At 55.8% G+C, this 24,008-nt stretch carries 23 protein-coding genes; 16 read left to right on the top strand and 7 right to left on the bottom strand.

Features of this window, described 5'->3' with window-relative positions:
• Window positions 1-264 precede the first annotated feature (264 nt).
• The 7 genes from selD to GYN01_RS00540 all read left to right on the top strand — a co-directional run bounded on the left by selD (window position 265) and on the right by GYN01_RS00540 (window position 8,199).
• Window positions 265-1,299, top strand: a complete 1,035-nt coding sequence (gene selD, locus GYN01_RS00570; RefSeq protein ID WP_048365477.1) for a selenide, water dikinase SelD — start codon at window positions 265-267, stop codon at window positions 1,297-1,299.
• Window positions 1,299-2,396, top strand: a complete 1,098-nt coding sequence (mnmH, locus tag GYN01_RS00565; RefSeq protein WP_048365552.1) for a tRNA 2-selenouridine(34) synthase MnmH — start codon at window positions 1,299-1,301, stop codon at window positions 2,394-2,396. The genes selD and mnmH overlap by 1 nt, the downstream gene beginning before the upstream one ends.
• A 225-nt stretch (window positions 2,397-2,621) precedes the next feature.
• Window positions 2,622-4,286 (top strand): AMP-binding protein, encoded by a 1,665-nt coding sequence (locus GYN01_RS00560; protein WP_203306437.1) that lies wholly within the window; start codon window positions 2,622-2,624, stop codon window positions 4,284-4,286.
• A gap of 14 nt (window positions 4,287-4,300) precedes the next feature.
• Window positions 4,301-5,068 carry an SDR family NAD(P)-dependent oxidoreductase gene (locus GYN01_RS00555; RefSeq protein ID WP_048399527.1) on the top strand — a complete coding sequence of 256 codons (768 nt, stop codon included), beginning with the start codon at window positions 4,301-4,303 and terminating at the stop codon, window positions 5,066-5,068.
• Between the two features lie 10 nt (window positions 5,069-5,078).
• Window positions 5,079-6,272, top strand: a complete 1,194-nt coding sequence (locus GYN01_RS00550) for an acetyl-CoA C-acyltransferase (RefSeq protein WP_203306436.1) — start codon at window positions 5,079-5,081, stop codon at window positions 6,270-6,272.
• Window positions 6,273-6,281: 9 nt separating this feature from the next.
• Window positions 6,282-7,409, top strand: a complete 1,128-nt coding sequence (locus GYN01_RS00545; protein ID WP_203306435.1) for an acyl-CoA dehydrogenase — start codon at window positions 6,282-6,284, stop codon at window positions 7,407-7,409.
• Between the two features lie 16 nt (window positions 7,410-7,425).
• Window positions 7,426-8,199, top strand: coding sequence for an enoyl-CoA hydratase (locus tag GYN01_RS00540; RefSeq protein WP_048365482.1), 774 nt, complete (start codon window positions 7,426-7,428; stop codon window positions 8,197-8,199).
• Window positions 8,200-8,307: 108 nt separating this feature from the next.
• Here GYN01_RS00540 and GYN01_RS00535 read toward each other — a convergent pair whose 3' ends face one another.
• The 7 genes from GYN01_RS00535 to GYN01_RS00505 form a co-directional block, all read right to left on the bottom strand.
• Complete coding sequence (locus GYN01_RS00535; RefSeq protein ID WP_203306434.1) at window positions 8,308-9,459, bottom strand: acyl-CoA dehydrogenase family protein; 1,152 nt, start codon at window positions 9,457-9,459, stop codon at window positions 8,308-8,310.
• 3 nt (window positions 9,460-9,462) lie between these two features.
• Complete coding sequence (locus GYN01_RS00530; RefSeq protein ID WP_203306433.1) at window positions 9,463-10,569, bottom strand: enoyl-CoA hydratase/isomerase family protein; 1,107 nt, start codon at window positions 10,567-10,569, stop codon at window positions 9,463-9,465.
• Between the two features lie 147 nt (window positions 10,570-10,716).
• Window positions 10,717-11,487: a 3-hydroxybutyrate dehydrogenase gene (locus GYN01_RS00525; RefSeq protein ID WP_082149331.1), complete on the bottom strand. Its 771-nt coding sequence runs from the start codon at window positions 11,485-11,487 to the stop codon at window positions 10,717-10,719.
• 121 nt (window positions 11,488-11,608) lie between these two features.
• Window positions 11,609-11,890: a peptidylprolyl isomerase gene (locus tag GYN01_RS00520; RefSeq protein WP_048365485.1), complete on the bottom strand. Its 282-nt coding sequence runs from the start codon at window positions 11,888-11,890 to the stop codon at window positions 11,609-11,611.
• 93 nt (window positions 11,891-11,983) lie between these two features.
• Complete coding sequence (locus tag GYN01_RS00515; RefSeq protein WP_048365486.1) at window positions 11,984-12,868, bottom strand: lipase family alpha/beta hydrolase; 885 nt, start codon at window positions 12,866-12,868, stop codon at window positions 11,984-11,986.
• A gap of 267 nt (window positions 12,869-13,135) precedes the next feature.
• The gene (locus GYN01_RS00510; RefSeq protein WP_048399533.1) at window positions 13,136-14,224 is read right to left on the bottom strand and encodes a 3-deoxy-7-phosphoheptulonate synthase; all 1,089 of its coding nucleotides are present in this window, start codon (window positions 14,222-14,224) and stop codon (window positions 13,136-13,138) included.
• 677 nt (window positions 14,225-14,901) lie between these two features.
• The gene (locus GYN01_RS00505; RefSeq protein ID WP_048365488.1) at window positions 14,902-15,138 is read right to left on the bottom strand and encodes a DNA-binding protein; all 237 of its coding nucleotides are present in this window, start codon (window positions 15,136-15,138) and stop codon (window positions 14,902-14,904) included.
• An 81-nt stretch (window positions 15,139-15,219) separates the two neighbouring features.
• Here GYN01_RS00505 and GYN01_RS00500 point away from each other — a divergent pair, with 81 nt between their 5' ends.
• From GYN01_RS00500 to GYN01_RS00460, 9 genes are all read left to right on the top strand, one after another.
• On the top strand, window positions 15,220-15,585 hold the full coding sequence (locus GYN01_RS00500) for a helix-turn-helix domain-containing protein (RefSeq protein ID WP_048399648.1): 366 nt from the start codon (window positions 15,220-15,222) through the stop codon (window positions 15,583-15,585).
• Window positions 15,586-15,717: 132 nt separating this feature from the next.
• Window positions 15,718-16,356 (top strand): response regulator transcription factor GacA, encoded by a 639-nt coding sequence (gene gacA, locus GYN01_RS00495; protein ID WP_047273603.1) that lies wholly within the window; start codon window positions 15,718-15,720, stop codon window positions 16,354-16,356.
• A gap of 2 nt (window positions 16,357-16,358) precedes the next feature.
• Window positions 16,359-18,182, top strand: a complete 1,824-nt coding sequence (gene uvrC, locus GYN01_RS00490) for an excinuclease ABC subunit UvrC (RefSeq protein WP_048403005.1) — start codon at window positions 16,359-16,361, stop codon at window positions 18,180-18,182.
• Between the two features lie 158 nt (window positions 18,183-18,340).
• Complete coding sequence (locus GYN01_RS00485; RefSeq protein ID WP_203306432.1) at window positions 18,341-19,729, top strand: site-specific integrase; 1,389 nt, start codon at window positions 18,341-18,343, stop codon at window positions 19,727-19,729.
• Between the two features lie 9 nt (window positions 19,730-19,738).
• Window positions 19,739-20,035 carry a type II toxin-antitoxin system MqsR family toxin gene (locus GYN01_RS00480; protein WP_203306431.1) on the top strand — a complete coding sequence of 99 codons (297 nt, stop codon included), beginning with the start codon at window positions 19,739-19,741 and terminating at the stop codon, window positions 20,033-20,035.
• 2 nt (window positions 20,036-20,037) lie between these two features.
• Window positions 20,038-20,439: a type II toxin-antitoxin system MqsA family antitoxin gene (locus GYN01_RS00475; protein WP_203306430.1), complete on the top strand. Its 402-nt coding sequence runs from the start codon at window positions 20,038-20,040 to the stop codon at window positions 20,437-20,439.
• A 1,639-nt stretch (window positions 20,440-22,078) separates the two neighbouring features.
• On the top strand, window positions 22,079-22,744 hold the full coding sequence (locus GYN01_RS00470) for a hypothetical protein (protein WP_203306429.1): 666 nt from the start codon (window positions 22,079-22,081) through the stop codon (window positions 22,742-22,744).
• A 41-nt stretch (window positions 22,745-22,785) separates the two neighbouring features.
• On the top strand, window positions 22,786-23,445 hold the full coding sequence (locus tag GYN01_RS00465) for a 2OG-Fe(II) oxygenase family protein (RefSeq protein ID WP_203306428.1): 660 nt from the start codon (window positions 22,786-22,788) through the stop codon (window positions 23,443-23,445).
• Window positions 23,442-23,825, top strand: coding sequence for a hypothetical protein (locus GYN01_RS00460; protein ID WP_203306427.1), 384 nt, complete (start codon window positions 23,442-23,444; stop codon window positions 23,823-23,825). Before GYN01_RS00465 ends, GYN01_RS00460 begins: the two co-directional genes overlap by 4 nt.
• The last annotated feature ends 183 nt before the right edge of the window (window positions 23,826-24,008 follow it).

Here is a 24,008-nt window from a genome sequence, read left to right as displayed (position 1 = left end):
CAACGACTTTTTCCAACGCTTCCGGTGGGGAAGACGTCTGCATCATGCAAGGGCGAAAAGCCGTCGTCAATACATATGTAGTGATTATTTTTAAGCACTACATACGTGACTTATGAGTCTCTTTTGAGCATGCCGGTCATCCCTCGGGAACCGTTCTTGCTGCGGGTGTGATCGTGCTTTGTATGGCCCGCGGCAAGGTCTAATGCCTGCGGGCTGGCCCGCTCTGCTAGTATCCGGCGCTTTGATATCTATTAAAGGTGCCCTATGAGCGAGCCGATTCGCCTGACGCAGTACAGCCACGGAGCGGGATGTGGCTGTAAAATTTCGCCTCAGGTGCTTGAAGTCATCCTCGCCGGCAGCGGCGCGCAACACCTTGATCCGAATTTGTGGGTCGGTAATGCGTCGCGTGACGATGCGGCGGTGTATGCCCTGGATGACGAACGCGGTGTGGTCTCGACCACCGATTTCTTTATGCCTATCGTCGATGATCCCTATGATTTCGGCCGAATTGCGGCCACCAACGCTATCAGCGACATCTACGCGATGGGGGGCGATCCGCTGATGGCCATTGCCATTTTGGGTTGGCCGGTGAATGTGCTGGCGCCCGAAGTGGCCCGCGAAGTGATACGCGGCGGTCGTGCCGTGTGTGATGAGGCGGGCATCCCGCTGGCCGGTGGACACTCGATTGACACCCCCGAACCGATTTTTGGTCTGGCAGTGACGGGTGTCGTCAATAAGCGCCAAATGAAGCGCAATGACACGGCAACCGCCGGATGCTTGTTGTACCTGACCAAACCCTTGGGCATCGGCATCCTCACCACCGCCGAAAAGAAAGGCAAATTACGCCCCGAGGATGTTGGCGTAGCGCGTGACTGGATGTGCACGCTGAACAAAGTCGGCAGTCAGTTTGCCAAACTGGAGGGCGTCACCGCGATGACGGATGTCACCGGTTTTGGCCTGCTTGGGCACTTGGTGGAGATGGCCGATGGCAGTGGCCTGAGCGCGAAAATTGAATACGCCAAGGTGCCGCGCCTGGACTCGGTGGAGTACTACCTGGAGCAAGGTTGTGTGCCGGGTGGCACGTTGCGCAATTTTGATAGCTACGCGAGCAAGATTTCGCCGGTGCAAGAGCTGCACAAGCGCGTGCTGTGCGACCCGCAAACCAGTGGCGGCCTGTTGGTAGCTGTCAGCGCGGACGGCAACGAAGCCTTCCTGCAAATGGCACGTGACAATGGTTTGAACCTTCAGCCTATCGGCCAGTTGGTTGAGCGACAGACGTACGCGGTTGAGGTTTCATGATGGCTCATGACATAACCGACTTGCGCGATCTGTTCATCAACGATCGGCCGATGATGGACACCCGCGCGCCGATTGAATTTCACAAGGGTGCATTCCCCGGCGTGGTCAATTTGCCGCTCATGACTGACCATGAACGCGAACGCGTGGGTACGTGTTACAAGCAACAAGGCCAGCAAGCGGCGGTGGTACTGGGGCATCAACTGGTTTCGGGTGCGACCAAGGCCGAGCGATTGCAGGCGTGGGCAGATTTTGCGCGGGCCAACCCTGAAGGGTGCCTGTATTGTTTTCGCGGTGGCATGCGTTCGCAAATCGTCCAACAGTGGCTCAAGGACGAGGCCGGGATCAATTACCCGCGCATCACCGGCGGCTATAAAGCGCTGCGTACCTTCTTGATTCAAACCCTCGACGATGCCGTTGCACAGTGCGATCTGCTGGTGTTGGGCGGCATGACTGGCACGGGTAAAACCGATGTGCTGGTGCAACTCGACAATGCGTTGGACCTTGAAGGGCATGCCAACCATCGTGGCTCCAGTTTTGGCAAGCGGGCAACCGGACAACCGTCCAACATTGATTTCGAAAACCGCTTGGCCATTGATGTGCTGAAAAAGCGCGACAAAGGGCTCGAACGCTTCGTGCTCGAAGACGAAAGCCGAACGGTGGGCAGTTGCGCCTTGCCGCTGGCGCTGTACCAAACCATGCAGACCGCGCCCATGGTGTGGCTGGAAGACAGCGTTCACAGTCGGGTTGAGCGCATCCTGCGCGATTACGTGATTGAGTTGTGTGCCGAATTTACCGCCAAAAATGGCGATCACGGCTTCACATTGTTTTCTCAGCGGTTGCTGGAAAGCCTGGCAAACATTCAAAAACGCCTGGGTGGCGAGCGTTATCAGCGCTTGCACGATGTGATGAACAGCGCGCTGCAAGAGCAGGCGCGTTGCGGATCGGTAGATTTACATCGGGTGTGGATCGAAGGCTTGCTGCGTGAATATTACGATCCGATGTACGCCTTTCAGCGTGAGAAAAAGGCCGGACGCATCGTATTTGCCGGGGATCAAACCGCCGTGCTTGAGTACTTGCGTCAACAAAAAACCAGTTAATACCCCCACGTCTCAGACATATTGCAGTGGTCGGTTTCACGGCCACTTCACCCCTGGGCGCAGCCTCGTGCCCGGGTGACACCCATCAGGATCGCGTCAGCCTATTGGCCAAACCAGTCAATCAGCTTGAGCGGTTTGACCATTGTTGCAGAGCCTTGGCAGGGCGATTATCAGCAGGATTTTCGACGGTTCCCATTCCTATAAAAAGACCGAGGGATTGTGCTGATGCGCGACTATCTGACCGCGATGAGTGACTTTGACTATCAACATACGGTGAGCCACGCCCTGGATGGCGATTTGACGGCACTCAATGCCTGTGTCGAATGCTGTGACCGGCACGCGCTACCAGGACGTATTGCGCTGTTCTGGGAGGGACGTGACGCCAGCAGCACGGCTTACACCTTCACCCAGCTTCAGGATCACGCGGCCCGCTTTGCCAATTTCCTGCTGGCCCAAGGGGTTAAGCGAGGCGACAAAGTCGCCGGTTTACTGCCGCGTAACGTTGAGTTGCTGGTGGTCGTGCTTGCGGCGTGGCGTATTGGCGCGATCTATCAACCACTGTTCACCGCATTTGGACCCAAGGCCATCGAGCATCGGCTTAACAGCTCTGGCGCGGCACTGGTGGTCACCGATGCAGCCAATCGCGCCAAGCTCAATGACGTCAACCAATGCCCGACGATTGTGACGGTGTCTGGCGCCAAGGGGCAGGGGCTGGTGCGCGGCGATTTCAGTTTTTGGGCCGAGCTGGAGAACCATTCTGCACAGTGTGAGCCGGTGATGTTGAGCGGCGAAGACCCCTTTCTGCTGATGTTCACCTCCGGAACAACCGGCCCGGCCAAACCCTTGTTGGTACCGCTCAAAGCCATTGTGGCGTTTCAGAGTTACACCCGCGACGCCGTAGACCTTCGTCCTGAAGATGCGTTCTGGAACCTGGCCGATCCGGGTTGGGCGTATGGCATTTACTTTGGCATCACCGGGCCATTGTCGCTGGGGCATCCGATCACGCTGTATGACGGGCCGTTCACGGTCGAAAGCACCTGTCGCGTGATCAAGAAATACGGCATCACCAACCTCACGGGTTCACCCACCGCCTATCGCATGCTGATTGCTGCGGGCAAAACGTTCGCCGAGCCGATCAAGGGCCAACTGCGGGCGGTGAGCAGTGCAGGCGAGCCGCTGAACCCGGAGGTCATCCGCTGGTTTGCCGAGCACCTGGACGTCACCATTCATGACCATTACGGCCAAACCGAAGTCGGCATGGTGTTGTGTAATCACCATGGCCTGGATCACCCGGTGCACATGGGCGCGGCGGGCTTTGCCTCACCGGGGCACCGAATTGTGGTGCTGGACGACAACCATCAGGAACTGCCCGTGGGTCAGCCGGGAATTTTGGCGGTCGATCGCAGCCAGTCACCCATGTGCTGGTTTGGCGGCTATCACGGGTTCACCACCAAAGCCTTTGTCGGCGACTATTACTTGAGCGGTGACACGGTCGAGCTGAACCCCGATGGCAGTATCAGTTTCGTCGGGCGCAGTGATGATGTGATTACCACCTCGGGTTATCGCGTGGGGCCATTCGACGTGGAAAGTGCCCTGATCGAACACCCGGCCGTGGTTGAAGCCGCCGTAGTCGGCAAGCCCGATCCCGAGCGCACTGAACTGGTCAAAGCCTTTGTGGTGCTCAGTCCGCACTTTCTGGGCGATGCGCAGTTGGCTGAGACCCTGCGCCTGCATGTGCGACAACGCCTTGCTGCGCATGCCTACCCCCGTGAAATCGAATTTGTCAGCGAGTTGCCAAAAACCCCCAGCGGCAAGTTGCAGCGCTTTATTTTGCGCAATCAGGAAATCGCCAAAGCCGACCTGGCCGCCAACGCCAACGTCAGCGCTTAACCTCAGGAATCATCATGCAGATCGCAGACAACGTTTTTATCGTCACAGGCGCAGCGTCGGGACTCGGCGCAGCCACGGCCCACATGTTGGTCAAGGCGGGTGCCAAAGTGATGTTGGTGGACTTGAACGCCGATGCAGTGGCAGCACAAGCACTCAAGCTGGGCGATCAGGCCCGCAGCGCGGTGGCTGATATCAGCCAGGCTGATGCAGCGCAGGCGGCGGTCGAGGCCGCCGTCGCAACGTTTGGTGGCCTCAATGGCTTGGTCAATTGCGCGGGCATTGTGCGCGGCGAAAAAATCCTCGGCAAAAATGGCCCGCACGCGCTGGAAAGCTTCAGCCAAGTCATTAATGTCAATTTGATTGGCAGTTTCAACATGCTGCGTCTGGCGGCTGCGGCCATCGCTCAAACCACTGCAGATGCTGAAGGTGAGCGCGGTGTGATCATCAATACGGCGTCGGTGGCCGCCTTTGAGGGTCAGATCGGTCAGGCCGCGTATGCCGCATCCAAGGGGGCGATTGCCAGCCTCACATTACCGGCGGCCCGTGAGTTGGCGCGGTTCGGCATTCGTGTGATGACCATCGCCCCCGGTATTTTTGAAACACCGATGATGGCGGGCATGACGCCGCAAGTGCGCGAGTCCCTGGCCGCTGGCGTGCCTTTTCCTGCGCGTTTGGGCAAGCCTGACGAGTATGCATCGCTGGTTCGGCACATCATTGAAAACAGCATGCTCAACGGCGAAGTGATCCGTCTTGATGGTGCTCTGCGCATGGCTGTGAAATAAGGAGAACGAAATGACGTTAGTGAATGATCCGGTGGTAATTGTCAGCGTTGCCCGCACGCCCATGGGTGGCTTTCAAGGCGACTTCAAGGGTCTCACGGCCCCGCAACTGGGTGCAGCCGCGATTCGTGCAGCCGTGGAGCGGGCGGGTATTGCCAGCGATAGCGTCGAAGAGGTGTTATTTGGTTGTGTGCTGTCGGCAGGCCTGGGGCAGGCGCCTGCCCGTCAGGCCGCGCTGGGTGCCGGGCTGGACAAAGGCACGCGTTGTACCACGCTGAACAAGATGTGTGGCTCGGGCATGGAAGCAACCATTCTGGCGCACGATCGTTTGCTAGCTGGCGGCGTCGATGTGGTGGTGGCAGGCGGTATGGAAAGCATGTCGAATGCCCCTTATTTGCTGGACCGTGCGCGCAGTGGTTATCGCATGGGGCATGGGCGGGTACTGGATCACATGTTCCTCGATGGCCTGGAAGACGCCTACGAACGAGGTCGTTTGATGGGCACGTTCGCTGAAGACTGCGCGCACGCCCATGGCTTCAGTCGTGAAGCGCAAGATGCGTTTGCCGTAGCGTCATTGACCCGCGCTCAGCAGGCGATCAGTGATGGTAGCTTCAGCGCTGAAATCGTGCCGGTGCAGGTCACAGTGGGTAAAGAACAGCGCCTGATCAGCCATGACGAACAACCGCCAAAAGCCAATTTGGCGAAAATTGCGACGTTGAAGCCTGCCTTTCGCGACGGTGGCACTGTCACGGCGGCCAATTCCAGCTCCATTTCTGACGGGGCGGCTGCATTGGTGCTGATGCGCCGTTCACACGCGCAACAACGTGGCCTCACGCCACTGGCCATGATCCACGGGCATGCGGCGTTTGCCGATGAGCCAAGTTTGTTCCCGACCGCACCGGTGGGCGCGATCAAGCGTCTGATGAGCAAGACCGGCTGGAGCCTGAATGAAGTCGACCTGTTCGAAATCAACGAGGCCTTTGCGGTGGTGAGTCTGGTGACCATGAGCGAACTGGATCTGCCACACAGCAAAGTCAATATTCATGGTGGCGCCTGTGCGCTGGGTCACCCGATCGGGGCCTCGGGTGCGCGGATTCTGGTCACGCTACTCTCGGCGTTGCGCCAACAAAAACTCAAACACGGCGTGGCCGCAATTTGCATCGGCGGCGGCGAAGCCACGGCGATTGCTGTGGAATGCCTGTACTAAGGAATTTTTATGCTCCCCACATCCGAACAGTTACACATTCGTGAAGCGGCCCGTCAGTTCGCCCAAGAGCGTTTGAAGCCCTTTGCAGCTGAGTGGGACAAGCAGCATTGTTTTCCTCGCGAAGCCATCACGCAAATGGCCGAGCTGGGGTTCTTCGGCATGTTGGTCCCTGAACAATGGGGTGGTTGTGATACCGGTTATCAGGCTTACGCGATGGCCCTGGAGGAAATCGCCGCCGGGGACGGTGCATGCTCCACCATCATGAGCGTGCACAACTCGGTGGGTTGTGTGCCAATCCTGAAGTACGGCACCGAGCAGCAAAAAAGCGACTTTCTGATGCCTTTGGCCAGCGGCGCCATGCTCGGGGCGTTTGCACTGACCGAGCCTCAGGCCGGTTCTGACGCCAGTGACCTAAAAACCCGTGCTCGGCGTGAAGTTGACGGCTACGTGCTCAATGGCTGTAAGCAATTTATTACCTCGGGGCAAAACGCAGGGGTGGTGATTGTGTTTGCGGTCACGGACCCCGCCGCCGGCAAGCGCGGCATCAGTGCCTTTATCGTGCCCACCGATACGGTGGGTTACAGCGTGGCCCGCGTCGAAGACAAGCTGGGGCAGCACGCCTCCGACACCTGCCAGATCCTGTTTACGGAGATGAAAATCCCGCTGGGCAATCTTTTGGGTGAAGAAGGGCAGGGCTACAAAATCGCGCTGGGCAACCTCGAAGGCGGTCGCATCGGCATTGCCTCACAAGCGGTGGGGATGGCGCGCGCGGCCTTTGAGGCGGCTCGTGATTACGCTCGCGAGCGTGTCACGTTTGGTCAGCCTTTGGTCCAGCATCAAGCCGTGGCCTTTCGTTTGGCAGACATGTCGACTGAAATTGCGGTGGCCCGCCAGATGGTGCAATACGCCGCCGCGTTACGTGACAGCGGGCAATCGGCCTTGGTCGAGGCTTCGCAGGCGAAGCTGTTTGCGTCGGAAATGGCTGAGCGGGTGTGTTCCAAGGCGTTGCAAACCTTGGGGGGGTATGGCTATTTGAGCGACTTCCCGCTGGAGCGCATCTATCGCGATGTGCGGGTGTGTCAGATTTATGAAGGCACCAGCGATATTCAGCGCATGGTCATTTCGCGCAATCTTTGAATTGAGGACCTTATCCATGAGTTACGAAACCTTGCTGTTGGACATTCACGGGCATGTTGGCCTGATTACCCTGAACCGGCCACAGGCGCTCAATGCCTTGAATGCGCAGCTGGTGAGCGAAGTCAATCAAGCGCTGGACCAGTTGGAGGCGAATAACGAGATCGGTTGCATCGTGCTTACGGGGTCTAAAAAAGCCTTTGCGGCCGGGGCCGATATCAAGGAAATGGCCGATCTGACCTACCCGCAAATTTACCTGGACGACCTGTTTTCAGACAGCGAGCGCGTATCGACCCGCCGCAAACCAATTATTGCGGCAGTGGCCGGGTTTGCCTTGGGCGGTGGTTGCGAGCTGGCCATGATGTGCGACTTCATTTTGGCCGGTGATAACGCCAAATTTGGCCAGCCTGAAATCAACCTCGGCGTGTTGCCGGGTATGGGCGGCACGCAGCGCTTGACCCGCGCTGTGGGCAAGGCGAAAGCCATGGAGATGTGCTTGAGCGGGCGCTTGATCGACGCGGCTGAAGCTGAGCGCTCGGGGCTGGTGTCGCGCGTGGTGCCGGTTGACGAATTGGTTGAAGAGGCTTTGAAAGTGGCGGCTTTGATCGCCAAGAAATCCTTGCCGGTATTGATGTTGACCAAAGAATGCGTCAACCGCGCCTTTGAAGTGACCCTGGCAGAAGGCGTGCGCTTTGAACGTCGGGTGTTCCACTCCCTGTTTGCCACTCACGACCAGAAAGAAGGCATGGCGGCTTTCGTGGGCAAGCGTGAAGCGCAGTTCAAGCATCAGTGACGGGTTGTGCCTGAACACCGCGGGGTCTGGATGGCGTGCAAGCGTGCGTCAGCTAAAAGGCCTTAACCCCTCCAGAACCGCATTTGTGCGCTCCTGGAGGGGGCAGGTTCAGATCAGGTAGTTTTTCAGCTCTCGCGCAATCACCATCCGCTGAATCTCGCTAGAACCTTCGTAGATCTGGGTAATGCGCGCATCGCGGTAGTAGCGCTCGACCGGGTAATCCTCCAGGTAGCCATACCCGCCGTGAATCTGAATGGCTTTGGAGCACACGTACTCGGCGATCTCCGAAGCAAACAGTTTGGCTTGCGACGCCTCTGACAGACATGGCTTGCCGGCGCTGCGCAGGCGCGCAGCGTGCAGGATCAGCAGGCGCGCAGCATTGAGGCGGGTTTGCATGTCGGCCAGCATGTTGGCAACGCTTTGGTGCTCGATGATCGCTTTATCAAACTGCACGCGATCACGGGCGTAGGCCAATGCGGCTTCAAATGCTGCACGGGCGATCCCCAGCGCTTGCGCGGCAATACCGATGCGACCGCCTTCAAGATTGGACAGGGCAATCGCCAGGCCCTTGCCGCGTTCACCCAGCAAATTGGTTTGCGGCACGGTGCAGTTGCTCAGCGTGACAGCGCAGGTGTCCGAGGCGCGGATGCCCATTTTGTGTTCTGTGCGATCGACGATAAAGCCCGGCGTATCAGTTGGCACCAAGAACGCAGAAAGGCCCTTTTTACCCAGCTCAGGATCAGTGACGGCAAACACGATGGCGAGTTTGGCGCGCTTGCCGTTGCTGACAAACTGTTTGGCGCCGTTGATCACCCAGTGGCCGTCATGCAGTTCTGCGCGGGTACGCAGGTTGTGGGCTTCGGAGCCGGCCTGCGGTTCAGTCAGGCAAAAACAGCCAATGGTTTGACCGCTGGCAAGTTCTGCCAGCCAGGTTTGCTTTTGCGCTTCGTTGCCGTATTTGAGGATCGGGCCACAGCCTACCGAGTTATGAATGCTCATCAGCGCGCCGGTGGCACCATCGCCGGCCGAAATCTCTTCGACCGCCAGGGCGTAGGCTACGTAATCAACATAGGTGCCACCCCATTCTTCTGGTACTACCATGCCGAGCAAACCCAGCTCGCCCATTTTCGCGACCAGAGCGTCGTCAATCCAGCCTGCTTTTTCCCACGCCTGGGCATGTGGCGCGATTTCGCTACGGGCAAAATCACGGGCCATGTCGCGAATCATTACGTGTTCTTCGCTCAGTTCGATGTCCTGCATGGCTCAGACTCCCGCAGGTTTAAAGTTAATGAAAAAACTCGCGACTTTATCCGCATCCAGGGCGTCTAGCGTCGGTGGATTCCAGTGCGGTGTTTTATCTTTGTCGATAATCAGCGCGCGTATCCCTTCAATCAAATCGCCACGGTCGAACCATTGACGATCCAGGTGCAGCTCCAGCGCGAAACATTGTTCAAGCGGTAGCGCAAGGCCACGGCGCAGCATTTCGAGGGTGACGGCCATGGCCAGAGGCGAGCGGGTGTGCAGCAGGTCAGCCGTATCATTGGCCCAGGCTTGGTGCGCCGGGTCAGAGGTCGCACGCAGCCGGGCGACGATGTCAGGGACGGTCTGGGCATTGAAGGTGTTATCAATCAGTGTGCGCAGTTTTTTTAGCGGCGGGTCGGGCAGGGTATCGACGGTCAGCCGCTCGAGCTGGGCCTTGAGATCGTCCAGAGGCGCGGAGCGCCATTTCATCGAGTCGAGTGCACGGTCAAGATCGGGCAAGACGCTGCTGTCGATGTACCGGTCTGCAAGCCCGCAATACAGCGCGTCACTGGCGCGAATCTGTACACCGCTGACACCCAGATAGGTGCCCAATTGGCCAGGCGTACGGGTCAAAAAATAGCTGCCGCCCACATCCGGGAAATACCCGATGCCGACTTCCGGCATTGCCAGCTTGCTACGCTCAGTGACGACACGCAGATCAGCGCCCTGAACCAGTCCCATGCCGCCGCCCAAGACTAAACCGTCCATCAGCGCCAGAACGGGTTTGGGGTAGTGGTTCAGGGCCAGATCGAGGGCGTATTCCTCTTCGAAGAACGCGGTATGCAGGGAGTTTTTATGGCGGTAGCTGTCGTACAGCGAGCGGATATCACCGCCTGCGCAGAAGGCTTTGTCACCCGCACCGCGCAGAACCACCGCTTTGACGTTGACGTCTTTGGCCCACGTGTCGAGGTGACGCTGAAGTTCGCGCACCATGTTCAGATTGATGGCATTGAGGCCGCTTGGGCGGTTCAGGGTCAGGTGGCCAATATGGTTGCGCACGTGAGCCAGAATTTCGGATTGAACGACCTCAACATACGGTGCCGGTGTGGAAGAAACCTGAGCAGTCATCACTAACTCCCTGCTTTGTCTTGTTTTTAGGGCTGTCCGCAGGCGAACGATGCTCGATGCTAACAGTGCAAATTTGCCCATTACAACCGGAATAAGTGCAGGGCAAACGTGCATATTTGCATGTTGGTTGGGCGTAAATATGTGCTGTTACTGCGCGAGCCAACCCCCATCGACATTCCAGGCGGCGCCGCGCACTTGGCTGGCTGCTTCGCTGCACAGAAATAACACCAACTCTCCCAGTTGAGGCGGCGTCACAAACTCCAGAGAGGGCTGCTTCTCGGCCAGCAGGTCATGTTGGGCCTGATAGGGGTCGATGCCCTGGCTGATGCGTTGATCAATTTGATTTTGCACCAGTGGGGTGAGCACCCAGCCGGGGCAGATGGCGTTGCAGGTGATGTTGCTGGTGGCGGTTTCCAGTCCTACGACTTTGGTCAGACCGATCACGCCATGTTTGGCAGCTACATAGGCCGATTTGCCCGCCGAGCCAACCAGCCCGTGAACCGATGCGATATTGACGATGCGTCCCCAATTGCGCTTGTGCATGCCGGGCAGGGCGAGGCGGGTGCTATGAAACACCGCTGACAGGTTGATGGCGATGATCGCGTCCCAGCGCTCAACCGGGAATTGTTCGACGCTGGCCACATGCTGGATGCCTGCGTTGTTGACCAGAATATCAATGCCGCCGAATTCACGTTCGCCATAGCTGATCATGTCGGCAATCTGGGCGGGGTCGCTGACGTCGGCAGCATGATGGCCAACCCGACCACCGAATTGTTCAACGTCTGCGATGACTTTGCTGGCATCGCCGAACCCGTTGAGTACTACGTCAGCCCCCGCTTTGGCCAGGCTCATCGCAATGCCCAGACCAATGCCACTGGTGGAGCCGGTTACCAATGCAGTTTTACCCTTAAGGCTCATGATCAATTCCCCCAAGTGAGACACGATTCATTCGTGAATGAGGAAACGTAGCACGAGGTTAAGGCTGCGGATACGAAACGGCCCACCAAAGGGCGGGCCGTTATCACACAAAACCGCAGAGTTAGTCCTGACGGCTGGTGACTTCTAGCAGGTGGTAGCCGAACTGGGTTTTAACCGGGCCTTGAACCACGTTAATCGGTGCGCTGAACACTACAGTGTCGAATTCTTTAACCATTTGGCCTGGACCAAAAGAACCCAGATCGCCACCTTGACGGCTTGAAGGGCAAGTAGAGTTGGCTTTGGCGACTTCAGCGAAATCAGCGCCGCCTTCGATTTGTGTTTTCAGTTCATTGCACTTGGCTTCGCTGGCAACAAGGATGTGACGGGCGGTGGCTTTAGCCATGAGAGAGTGCTCCTTTCAATAAAGTGGTGAGACTACCGGATTCAGTCCGTTTTTTCTCGGCAAAAGTTCCTGAGATGAATCGCTCTTGGTGCGTCACAGGCCTTTGGCCTTCAGACGCTGGGCATGCTCGACATATAGCTTCACGGGGTCTACGGCTTTTGGGGGGCGCCTGCCTGCCAAGTGATTAATCGTGTCCATGTGGTCCAGCGCGTAATCCGAACGAATGACATGGCCTAAATGCGAGCTGAAACGCCCCACCATTCCGTCGTTTTGTTTGGTTTCATGGGTGAAGAAACGTGCGAAGACCCGGCAGGCATTGTGCAAGGGGTCCAGGATGTTGATCGACTCGGACAGGAGTGACCCTTTAATGATCCCGCTCCAGGAATAATAGAAAACGCCATTGGCCTGTTCCGGGCCCATGCCGCCCCAGACGCCGGGTAAACCTTGCGGGTATTTGCGGTTGAATTGCGCTACGCCTTTTGTCGTCAGCGCATTTAACGCACTGAGTGCATCCTGCGGATTGTTCGGTTGGCCGCTGATGGCGGACATGAACGAGCCAAATGCTGTGGTCAAGGCCGCGACGACCAGCTCTGGACGTTTGCCCGGGGTAAACGCCTGACGCAAACGGTCGGCCAGTTCTGAGCCGTGGTTGGGGCCGCTGACAGAGGTGACGGACGCCACGGCCTGCGGGGCGATAGCGCCTGCATAACGGGAGGTCAGGGCGCCCTGGCTGTGGCCGATCAGGTTGACCTTGGGTGAACCGTAATGACGACAAATGGCGTGTACTTGCTCAAGTAATTGCTCACCGCGTAACTCATTGCTGTTTGCGGCTGATACTTGCGCTACGTAAACAGTGGCACCAGCGTTATTGAGTGCCTGCTTGATGCCTTTGAAATAGTTGAACGGGCCGATGTGGTCGAAGCCAAAAAGCCCGTGCACCAAAACAATCGGGTACTGCGTATGGGCTGACGTATCCATGTCTATGCGCATCCTCGCAAGATGGTTGATCCATAGACAACACCCTAGATGACAACCTGAGCGTTGTTGTGCTGGGGAGTTGGATAGCCTTAGCGGCTCATAAGCCTGGATTAGAGCCTCATTAGCAGCAATCCTGCCGAGGGGGAGCGCATATCTGGCTGGTTGTGCTGAATTGTCAGACCGCTTGAATTGGCCTGCCTGACAGGTACGCTCCTGTTCTTGCGCAACCGCAGGCATGGCAATGCCGGGTTGCGCAGGGGAGCAAGGCTAGCCGATGACGTTGGTCTTTATCCGTTGTTGGCGCAGTTGGGTAGCGGCATTTCGCAATAAGTGCTCGGTCGCCTCCCAGCCAAGGCAGCCGTCGGTCACAGACACGCCGTAGCGCATGTCGTCACTCAGGGGTTGGCAACCTTCGAAGAGATGGCTTTCGAGCATCATGCCGATCACTGAGTCATCCCCCGCGAGCCGTTGCGCAAGCACATCGTTGAAGACGTCGGGTTGGCGCAGCGGGTCTTTGCCGCTGTTGGCATGGCTGCAATCCACCATCAGGCGTACGGGGATGCCATTTTTCTCAAGCCCGGCACGTGCTTTGGCTACATGTGCGCAGTCGTAGTTCGGGCCGCTGTGACCGCCGCGTAATACCAAGTGGGTATCAGGGTTGCCTGGGGTCAAGACTATGGCCGGATGGCCTCGGTCATCCACGCCGAAGTGTCGATGGCTATGTGCCGCGGAACGCATGGCATCGCAGGCAATGGAAACCCCGCCATCGGTGCCGTTTTTGAAGCCTACGGGCAGGTCAAGGCCACTGGCCATTTCCCGGTGTATCTGTGATTCGGTTGTGCGTGCGCCAATCGCCACCCAGCCCAGCAAGTCGTCGAAGTATCCAGCAGCAATGGGTTGCAACAGTTCGGTGGCAACAGGCAGCCCCATGCGCAACATTTCGATCATCAATTCTCGCGACAGTTTGAGGCCGTGGGCCATATCATCGCTGCCGTCCAGATGGGGGTCGTAAGCCAGACCTTTCCATCCCACCGTGGTGCGCGGTTTTTCGATGTAGGCACGCATCACCAACAGCACGTCCTTGCTGATATCGCGGGACAGAGCCGCCAGATGGCTGGCGTATTCAAGGGCTGATTGAGGGTCGTGGATAGAGCAGGGGCCGACCACAATCAACAGTCGGGCGTCTTCACCGTTGAGGATGGCGCGGATGGCTTGGCGTTGTTCGCTGACCTGATTGCACAACAGTGTGCTCAGCGGCAATTGCTGCTTGAGTTGCGCTGCGCTGGGCAGGCGTTGGGTCAAGACGTTTTTGCTTTCTGGGGTAGCGGTGGGTAGTGCGCAGGCGGTTGCGTTCATGATGTGAGCTTCCTGGGCAGGCGGCGGGATTTCCCGCGCGCTCGGCCCTAGTGGGGTGTTCGACGATTGACCGGACAGGTCGTGAGTGCATGCTTGCCACCAATGTGGGTCCGTTCGGAGGCGGCAGACTGTCCCGAACGACGGCTGATAAATCGCCATGCAGTGCAAAGGTCGAAGCGGTAATAAGTGGCGTAGTTCATGGGTTAAATCCTCAAATTAATAAATTGTCAGGGCCTGAAAAAACAAAACCCCCGGTCGGGGAGCCGACCGGGGGTGAGAATTCTCTGGTAGGCGACCCCTGAAACATGGGCGCCGGTTGGGTATCAGGCGCGCCAGTGGCTAAACCAATACCCAAAATAAAATCGTGCAGCGCAGAGCGTGTTGTTCGCGCACACAGTGCCACCCGAGCGCGAAACGCTGGCGATCTGGCAAATGTCTAAGTGGGCGTGGTGCAACATGGCTGCTCTCCGATGAATGGCTTGAAGCTTACTCGAGACAAGTCAACCGATTCAATCAAAAAATGCTATGAGCCGTTGTAGCGGGGGCTATGAGTGGCGAATTCATGAATAGTCAGATCAAGGATTTAGCGTTGAACAGTCCCTGGATCGTGTGCAGCTGACGGCTTTGACCGCATGGCTCAATACTAAAGCGGGTGGTATTTGCATTAAGGCGCATACTCAACTGAGGGAATCACTTTTCGCCATAGCCTCTGCTGGAGCAGGAATGATTCCATCCTTCATGCCCAACAGCACCGCCACTTTGTGGGCTTCTCCGCGCTTTCCTTTTTTGCGCCCGGCGAGCACTTGATACGTGGTTGCCGGGTCAACGCCGTGTTCTCGAGCAAACTCTTGAACCGACTTTCCTTGATGCTCCAGCCATGCCTTGGCTTGTGCGGCAGTACGAATTCCGGTCATAGCTCAAAACCGTTCAAAGTTGTTTAATATTTTTTGATTATACCATCCGGGCGGGTGTTTAAAATGGGAACTTACATCCAAATGAGTGGAATTGGTTCGCGGTTGAGGCATGAGAGAGAGCGACTGGGTATGTCGCAGAAAGCTTTTGGCATAATCGGTGGCGTTGAAGCAAATGCACAGGGCAAATATGAAAATGGCGATCGCGCACCCAAGGCAGATTATTTATCGCGGGTGGCTGAGCGCGGTGTAGATGTACTTTTTGTGTTGACGGGCAGTCCAACGCCGACATTGGTCGATAATCTGAGTCAGGTAGAAGAGAAGGTGCTGGTCAGTTACCGCGTGCTGCAAAAGGAGGATCAGGATGCTATTCGCCGCTTGACGACTACATTGGCCGACTTGACGGTGATCCATTCAGTTAAAAATCGTCATGAGCCGAGTGACGCTTAAACCCATGAACACGGGCGGCTTATAGGCTCATCTTGTTTTTGCGGGGGGTGACGTTGCAGGTAAATAGGTTGGTTCAATTGTTTTTTGCTAAGGTGTCGGCAACCAACGAAGACCAATTTACGAGGTGTCGACTTGATTCGGGTTCTAGTGGTCGATGACCATGATCTTGTGCGTACAGGCATCACACGAATGCTGGCTGATATCGATGGCTTGCAGGTAGTAGGTCAGGCCGAGTCCGGCGAAGAGTCATTGATCAAGGCTCGTGAACTGAAACCGGATGTCGTCCTGATGGATGTCAAAATGCCTGGCATTGGGGGGCTGGAGGCGACACGCAAAATGATGCGTAGCCATCCCGATATCAAAGTAGTTGCGGTGACCGTCTGTGAAGAAGACCCGTTTCCTACGCGCTTACTGCAAGCAGGCGCTGCTGGCTATATGACCAAAGGTGCAGGCCTGGCTGAGATGGTCCAGGCCATACGCCTGGTGTTCGCGGGCCAGCGCTACATAAGTCCGCAGGTGGCTCAGCAGTTGGCGCTCAAGTCATTTCAGCCTGCCAGCGACTCTCCCTTTGACGCCTTGTCCGAACGTGAAATCCAGATTGCCCTGATGATCGTCGGCTGCCAAAAAGTGCAGGTCATCTCCGATAAGTTGTGCCTGTCCCCCAAAACGGTGAATACCTACCGTTATCGGATCTTTGAAAAACTTTCGGTTAAAAGTGATGTTGAACTGGCCTTGTTGGCTGTTCGCCACGGCATGGTAGATGCTGGTTGACGATGACTGACGTGTTTGATTCAAGTGCCTTTCTTTCGACGTGCAGCGGTCGCCCTGGCGTATATCGCATGTTCGATCGCGACGCTCGCCTGCTTTACGTGGGCAAGGCCAAGAACCTGAAAAAGCGTTTGGCCAGCTATTTTCGAAAAACCGGGCTGGCCCCCAAAACAGCTGCGCTGGTCTCGCGCATCGCTCAGATCGAAACCACGATCACCGCCAACGAAACCGAAGCCTTGTTGCTTGAACAGACGCTGATCAAAGAATGGCGTCCGCCGTACAACATTCTGCTTCGTGACGATAAATCGTATCCCTATGTATTTCTGTCTGATGGTCAATACCCGCGCCTGAGCATTCACCGTGGCGCCAAGAAACCCAAGGGTAAGTATTTTGGGCCATATCCCAGTGCGGGTGCGATTCGAGAAAGTTTGAGCCTTTTGCAAAAGACTTTCCTGGTGCGTCAATGCGATGACAGCTACTTCAAAAATCGAACCCGGCCTTGTCTGCAATATCAGATCAAGCGCTGCAAGGGACCGTGCGTCGGCCTGGTTGAACCGCAGGAATACGCTGAGGACGTGCGTCACTCGGTGATGTTCCTTGAGGGGCGCAGCAGCGCACTGACCGACGAATTGAACAGTGCCATGGAGCAGGCCGCCAGCACTTTGGACTTTGAGCGTGCCGCCCAAATACGCGATCAGATCTCATTGTTGCGCCGTGTCCAGGACCAGCAAAGTATGGAAGGCGGCAATGGCGATGTGGATGTGATCGCCGCATTTGTGAACCCCGGTGGTGCCTGCGTGCACTTGATCAATGTGCGGGGCGGGCGGGTGTTGGGTAGCAAGAACTTCTTTCCACAAGTGGGCATTGAGGAGGAGGTGGCCGAAGTCATGGCGGCCTTTCTTGGGCAGTACTACATCAGCAGCCCTGAGCGTGACTTGCCAGGCGAATTGATCGTGAACGTCGAGCACGAGAGCTTTGAAGCCATCAGCGCGGCCATAGAGGAGCTGCGCGGGCGGGAAATGGCAATCAGCTATCGAGTACGCGGTACGCGTGCGCGCTGGCAACAATTGGCCGTGACCAACGCCGAGCAGGCGTTGAGTGCTCGCTTGGCTAATCGCCAGCATGTAGCGGCGCGTTTTGAAGCGCTGGCCAAGGTGCTCAAGCTGGATGAAATTCCGCAGCGGCTGGAATGCTATGACATCAGCCACTCAAGCGGGGAGGCCACTGTTGCCTCTTGCGTCGTTTTCGGGCCTGAAGGCCCAATCAAGTCAGACTACAGGCGTTTTAACATTGAGGGCGTCACCGCAGGTGATGACTACGCCGCCATGCGTCAGGCCCTGATGCGCCGCTTTAGTCGACTCAAAGAGGGTGAGGGCAAGTTGCCGGATATTCTGCTGGTCGACGGTGGTAAAGGGCAGATGTCCATGGCCCGGGAAGTGCTGAATGAATTGGCGGTTCCCGACCTCATCTTGTTGGGTGTTGCCAAAGGGACAACGCGTAAGGCCGGTTTCGAAACCTTGTACCTGAATGATTCAGCTCACGATTTCACCCTGAAGGGGGATTCTCCGGCTTTGCATTTGATTCAGCAAATACGCGACGAAGCTCACCGTTTTGCCATTACCGGGCACCGCGCTCGTCGCGGAAAAACCCGTAGAACCTCCACGCTGGAAGGCATTGCAGGGGTAGGCCCGACGCGCCGCCGAGATTTATTGAAACATTTTGGTGGATTACAAGAGCTGTCTCGTGCAAGCATCGAGGAGATCGCCAAAGCACCCGGGATCAGTAAAAAGCTCGCTGAGTTGATTTATGCAAATCTGCACAGCGAGTAGAATGCCTACTTAGCACGGCAAGAGGTCAACCCAATGATTCCGGGGCTTTGACCATGATGAACACCGCCACGCACCCTCAAAGTGTTAGAACAATGTTAGAGCTTGCGCGTCCCTATCTGTATAGGCGCCAAGGTCGTTACACACTCAGGGTCCGTCCTATGGGCTCCAAAGAGACCCTTTCGGTCTCCCTCAAGACAACCAACAGGCAATCCGCATTGGCTACCGCTGCACACCTTCTGGGCACCCTCAGAGCCTTCCACCTCGATACACCCGACGCTACCTGGCAAGACCTCAAAGAGAACCTCTTAGACATCGCCAAAGACATCCTCAAGACTCGCTCTGTGTGGGACCAGTTGGGCGACACTCGGTTGGTCTATAGGGACGTTCGTAAAGACCTCAACGAGATATCCAGTACTGAGCCACTGAGCATTGATCAGGCCAGAGCTGTGTCCTATGGCAAACGGATAACTACTGCCGGTGAGAGACGGGACGAGGGCGATATGGGGCCCATCCTGGCAATCATCGCGGAGTTAGGAGAGGGCGAAGGGAGGACTGATTGGAAACCGGAAATATCGGTTCCGAACATGGTAGGGGTAGCTCCAGCCAGCAAGACGCTTACCTTCAAGACTCTCGCAGATACCTACTTGGAAGAACGCAAGGAGGACGTTAAGGCGTCGTCTATGCGCAGCATGAAGGCTTGTTGCGACATTCTCGTAGGGGTGCTGGGTGAGATGGACATGGCGACTCACTCAAGGGCAGACCTTGTGGGCGTCCGTGAGACATTGAAGGAAGGGCGTAAGCCCGTGACTGTTAACAAGATCGTTACTCAGATGACCACCATCCTAAATTGGGCAGTGGACAACGGGCATATCAAACAGGCTTTCGGCAAGAAACTTCAGCTAACGAAGGGGGCTGAGAGCGGACGTATACCGTTCTCCCAGGAACAGATAGCCAAGCTCATTCAGTGCGCTAATAGCCTTCCTGCGGATGATTGGAAGCGCTGGGCGGTCACTTTGGGGGTTATCAGTGGGGCGCGCATTGGTGAGATTCATCAGCTCACTACGGCGGACATCGTAGAGATTGATAATGTGTTGGTGATGGACATCAACACCAATGACGGGAAGGGTACTAAGAACAAATTCAGCATTCGTAAGGTGCCCTTGGTGGACATCTACGGGGTGGACCTTGAGGCGTTGAAGGCCTTCGCTGAGGCTTCTAACGGGAAGCTCTTCAAGCGAACCCTTGGTTCCTTCTACGGGGTCCTCAACAAGTTTATTCGAGAGACACTCGGCATTCAGACCAAGGGAGGTCTGTCGTTTCACTCCCTTCGGCACTTCGTCGCGGGCTCTTTGAAAGCCGCTGAGGTTCCTTTGGGCACCGCTCAGGAAATATTGGGGCATAGTTCGGGGTCTATCACGTTCGACCTGTATGGCTCAGGGAGGTCCGTGCAAATGCAACGCATGGCCGAAGCCCTCAAGGTCGCTTTAGGAGCAAGGGGGAGTGCAGGTGAATTAACCTACTTGCCAAATAAAAACCTATTAGGTTAATATTCGGTCATGGAGAAGAAGACACCCCACTGCAAGCTAACAACCGTCAAGGCCCTGATTAAATCTGGGAAGGTGCGCACCACGAACTCTGCACGAGTGGGCGCCGATGCACTTAACCTTGACCTTTCCGATATGCTGGCCGTGGTAATGGGCCTTCAACCAATGGATTTTTATAAGAGCATGACCACCTACGCCGACCACACGATATGGCAAGACGTGTATAGGCCTCACACGAAGGCGGGTAATGTGTACCTGAAACTCACGGTTATCGAAGACGTGCTAATCGTGTCCTTCAAGGAGCTTTGAACATGAAATGTCCTGTTTGCGGCGCTGCGGGTTTGGTCCATGACACCCGCGATGTGCCCTATACGTACAAGGGCGAAACCACATTGATTAAGAACGTGACGGGTGATTTCTGCCCGTCTTGCTCTGAGTCGGTCTTGGACCTTGCGGAATCAGATCGGGTCATGAAGGAGATGCGTGCGTTTTCCAAGCGGACCAATGCGGACCTCGTAGACCCTGGCTACATCACGAAGGTACGGAAGAAACTCGACTTGGACCAACGGGAAGCCGCCGAGATATTCGGGGGAGGAGTTAATGCCTTCTCGCGCTATGAGAACGGTAAGACTAAACCACCGCTGGCACTCATTAAGCTTCTCAAGGTACTCGACCGACATCCTGAGTTACTCAACGAAGTCAGAACGGCTTAGGTCGCTCGGATGGGCCGCTAACGGTATCATTGGGGCTTCTTGATTGGAGTCCCACTGATGCGTTGTGTTGTCCTTGCTTTACTTTGTGGCCTTGTAATGGGCTGTAGTAGTCACTCTTCTAATCTTCAGGTAGGCAACGATCAGTCCTACACGAGCCTCAAGGACCAGCGTGAAGCGGTTCGGACGGTGAAGGTTTACGACGCTCTCCCAGCAGGCGCGGAAGTAGTGAGCAAGGTTTCAGCCGGTCGCTGTCATAGGAGCTTCGTTGAGCAAGCCCCGGAAGAATCCACAGTTTTGACTGACTTGAAGATTGCAGCATACGCACAGGGTGCAGACGGCATTACAGGTGTAGCCATATCGAAGGATTCCGGCCTTAACCGTAACTGCTGGTACGTCCTGGGCGGGACCGCTACGGCCTTCACTCTTCACAAGGATTGACCCATGGACCGAGCGTTAACAGTCGCCGCGTGGGTCGTCAGTGCCGCTGTTCTCTACGGGATCGTTAAGCTTGTCCAAGCGTTCCCAAAGGTGACGGCTCTATTAGGATTTTGATTCATGGAATCACCAAAACTATTCACGACCACCTACGAGATTCTCCAAATGGGGCCGGTGACAACTCGCCCCAGGTCTCACGCTGACTTGATAAGGACTTTTCGAGCTGCATTGGCTGAGCTATCCGAGGCTGGTGTTCTTGTCGAAAAGCCTGCTGGTTTTTGGTTTGCTGGCAGTACGGCTGTAGCCCATCATGGTCAGTATAAGGATGCCTACGGGAGAAATCAGGACTGCATATATTTTGGGTCTTGGCTGTGCCTTGCGATGTCCCTGAAGGTCTCTCACATTGAAACACGCCGCTCCCTAATGACGCTGCTGAAGCAGAATCCTCTTTACTGATAGCGCCACACTGAAGCCCGGTTGAGTCCCTAAGGATTCGCCGGGTTTTTTTTTCGTCTTCGCGTTGACATATACGCATCTTGTGCGTAGATTAGGCGACCTCAGTGCAGTTCTGAGCAAGGCTTTAAATAGATATACGCATTAAATGCGCACACCCCCCCAGACCGAGATTTCAAGCTCATGCACAACCTTCGCAGCTTCACCGTAGCGGACCTCAAAGCAGCCCCTGAAGGGATCACTGCCAGTCATAGCGGCTACGCATTCGAGTTCTCCTAAACCCCTTTGGGTGAATGCTGGACGAACTATTCCATGAAGGCGCCGTGCGGCCATGTGTACCGCGATAACAGCTTGGGCTACCTCAAGAGCTGCGCTCGTACCTGGGCGCAAGCGGAAAGGAAACTCAGTAAGCCGCAGCCACCTTTAGTAGTGGGTCGTAGGACAAATGCTCTAATGCATCGAATATGCATAAATGCATAAACGTGGATGGAAATACAGTGTTTGGGGCCCTATTGTGGCGGCCCCTTGGGAGTCACGGACGATCCCAGGCTAAAAACCCTCACTGTTAGAAACCCTCAGCAAAGCGTCACCGAGGCCCAACCGACAGCCTTATAGGCACCAGAAAGGCGGTTCCAGGTTGAAGCCGGATATAAAGGAAAGGTAAACCATTTTCGAAGTATCACTATTCCTCTTAACGGTAGCCCTTTGGGGCGCCAGTTCACTCTACTTAGACATTAGAAGGTAACTACAAATGTTGACCAAACTCAACGTGACGGCGTTCGCGTCGGATTCGCTCGCCTCGAAGATTCTTAAAGCTGTCGATGACGTACTAACTACAGGTGCTGAGCAGTACTTGGAGAATCGCAACCGGAAGCGCTGGCTTCGTGTGGACATCAAGGAGCAGGGCGGTAAGCAGAACTTGCAGTTCCTCGCATATAACGGTCAGGAAGTAGGCGACATTATCGCGCAGTCCTCTTGGTTCCACTGGTCCCGCCCTTTGGAAATTCGTTTCGCTGCCTTGTTGAAGGCCGTATATGAACTTCTTGAGCACCCGGCTGTGACCATTGAGAAACGTGAGGCCTGGAAAAAGGAACAAGTAGAAAGGGCCGCTGTACGACTTGAGCGCGAACGCACCGCAAGGGTCAACACTGCGGCGAAGCGTGTTCGTTTGCATGCTCGCGCAAAACAAATGGGTGCAACTCATATTATCCGTACCGGCGCCGGTAAGTATTTCTTTGCGAGCTTTAAGAAAAGCCTGTTCGGCTTCGGTAAGACCGTCATTACGGTTTATCCGAAAGACGGTGAGATAGCAGTCAAGCGTAACGGGGGCGGGAAGTTGAAGACTATTGAGGCGGTGCCCTACAAGTTGAGCCCCGAAGCATCCCAATACGTAACCCTTATCGGAGTCTTGAAGTAATGACACACGTTTTATCGAAACCGTTAACAGCAATTCCAAGCATGGATAAATACGCAAGTCGTTTGCGGAAGAATTTGGATGTTCTTAAGGAAATGGCCGAGTACGCAGAAGGTGTAAACCCGGTGTCGGCTGAGGATTACGCACTTGCAAGTGACTGGAGTGATGCACTTCGCCCAATCACGCAGCATGCCCCCGGCGTCTTCTCGTTCCCTTACCTGGCCCCTGAGTTCTGCAAGGACCTCATGCTGGAACTCGATTGTATGAACTACGTGGTAAACGAGGCGGAGCCCGAAGAGGCCCAGATTCCCGAGCTGGTCTTTGCGCATCACTGCCCGTCGCTTCACGAATGCTTGAGGGCCTTGTGGCATGACGCTGGGATCACTCTCGCCAAGGTTTTGTTCGGGCAAGACCCGCACAAGTTGCGGACTATTCAGGCCGCTAAGTACACCCCTGAGAATACGCCTGGGGGGCACTGGCACGCGGATAACGATTCGGATGTAACGATGGTTGTAGCTCTAACTAATGACCATATAGGCGGGGGCACAAAGGTGCATCTTGGTCCGTTCTCCAAGTCTGTAGTGGTCCCTCAACTTCCAGTGGGACACGCAATGTTCTTCAACGGTAAGTCCATGCGTCATTACGGCTTGCCCGTGACGAGCGGTGAAAGAAATCTTTTGGTTCATTGGGGCGAAGTTAAATGACCCCTTTATTTGCACCGATTCCTTTCGGGTTGACGGAGCTGTACAACACCCAACTAAGAGAGGAACAAACAGCGACAAAAACCAAGAGTATCAAAGTGCCATCATTTGGCAAGCCAGTAAGTAGTCTCCGCTTCTTGGCGACGGTTCCGCGTTTCAGTGTTTGCGACGGTGATTATCGGTTTCGTGTCGAGCGCTGTGAGTTCTCGTTAGGACTTGGCCCCTGTGGCCGGACAGTAACAGCTCTTTGGTATCGCGCAGATGGCGACTTCCTTACGATCATTCAAGAGTGTGCGCCTCACGAATGCGGCAAAAGCGATGTCAAGGAGTTTGTTTACCTAATAAGAGAAATAACAGGCCGTGTCGAAGCTACTTCGGTGTGAGAATCGGCCAGTAGGCTTAAAAACCCTCACTGTTAGCAGTAACTCTCCGAGCCTCCCTTAGAGATTATTTAAGACCATCACAAAGAAATCTTAGAGATACCTCTAAGGGCCCTCTACGCCCTCGATTTAGTAAATAACCCAACTACCAGCCAACAACTTATTGGGCTCTTAAAGAGCATCCAA

The organism is Pseudomonas weihenstephanensis, from assembly GCF_016812185.1.
GTDB lineage: Bacteria > Pseudomonadota > Gammaproteobacteria > Pseudomonadales > Pseudomonadaceae > Aquipseudomonas > Aquipseudomonas weihenstephanensis.
Note: the sequence above shows the minus strand (reverse complement) of the source record. Positions and strands in the feature narration are given on the sequence as shown.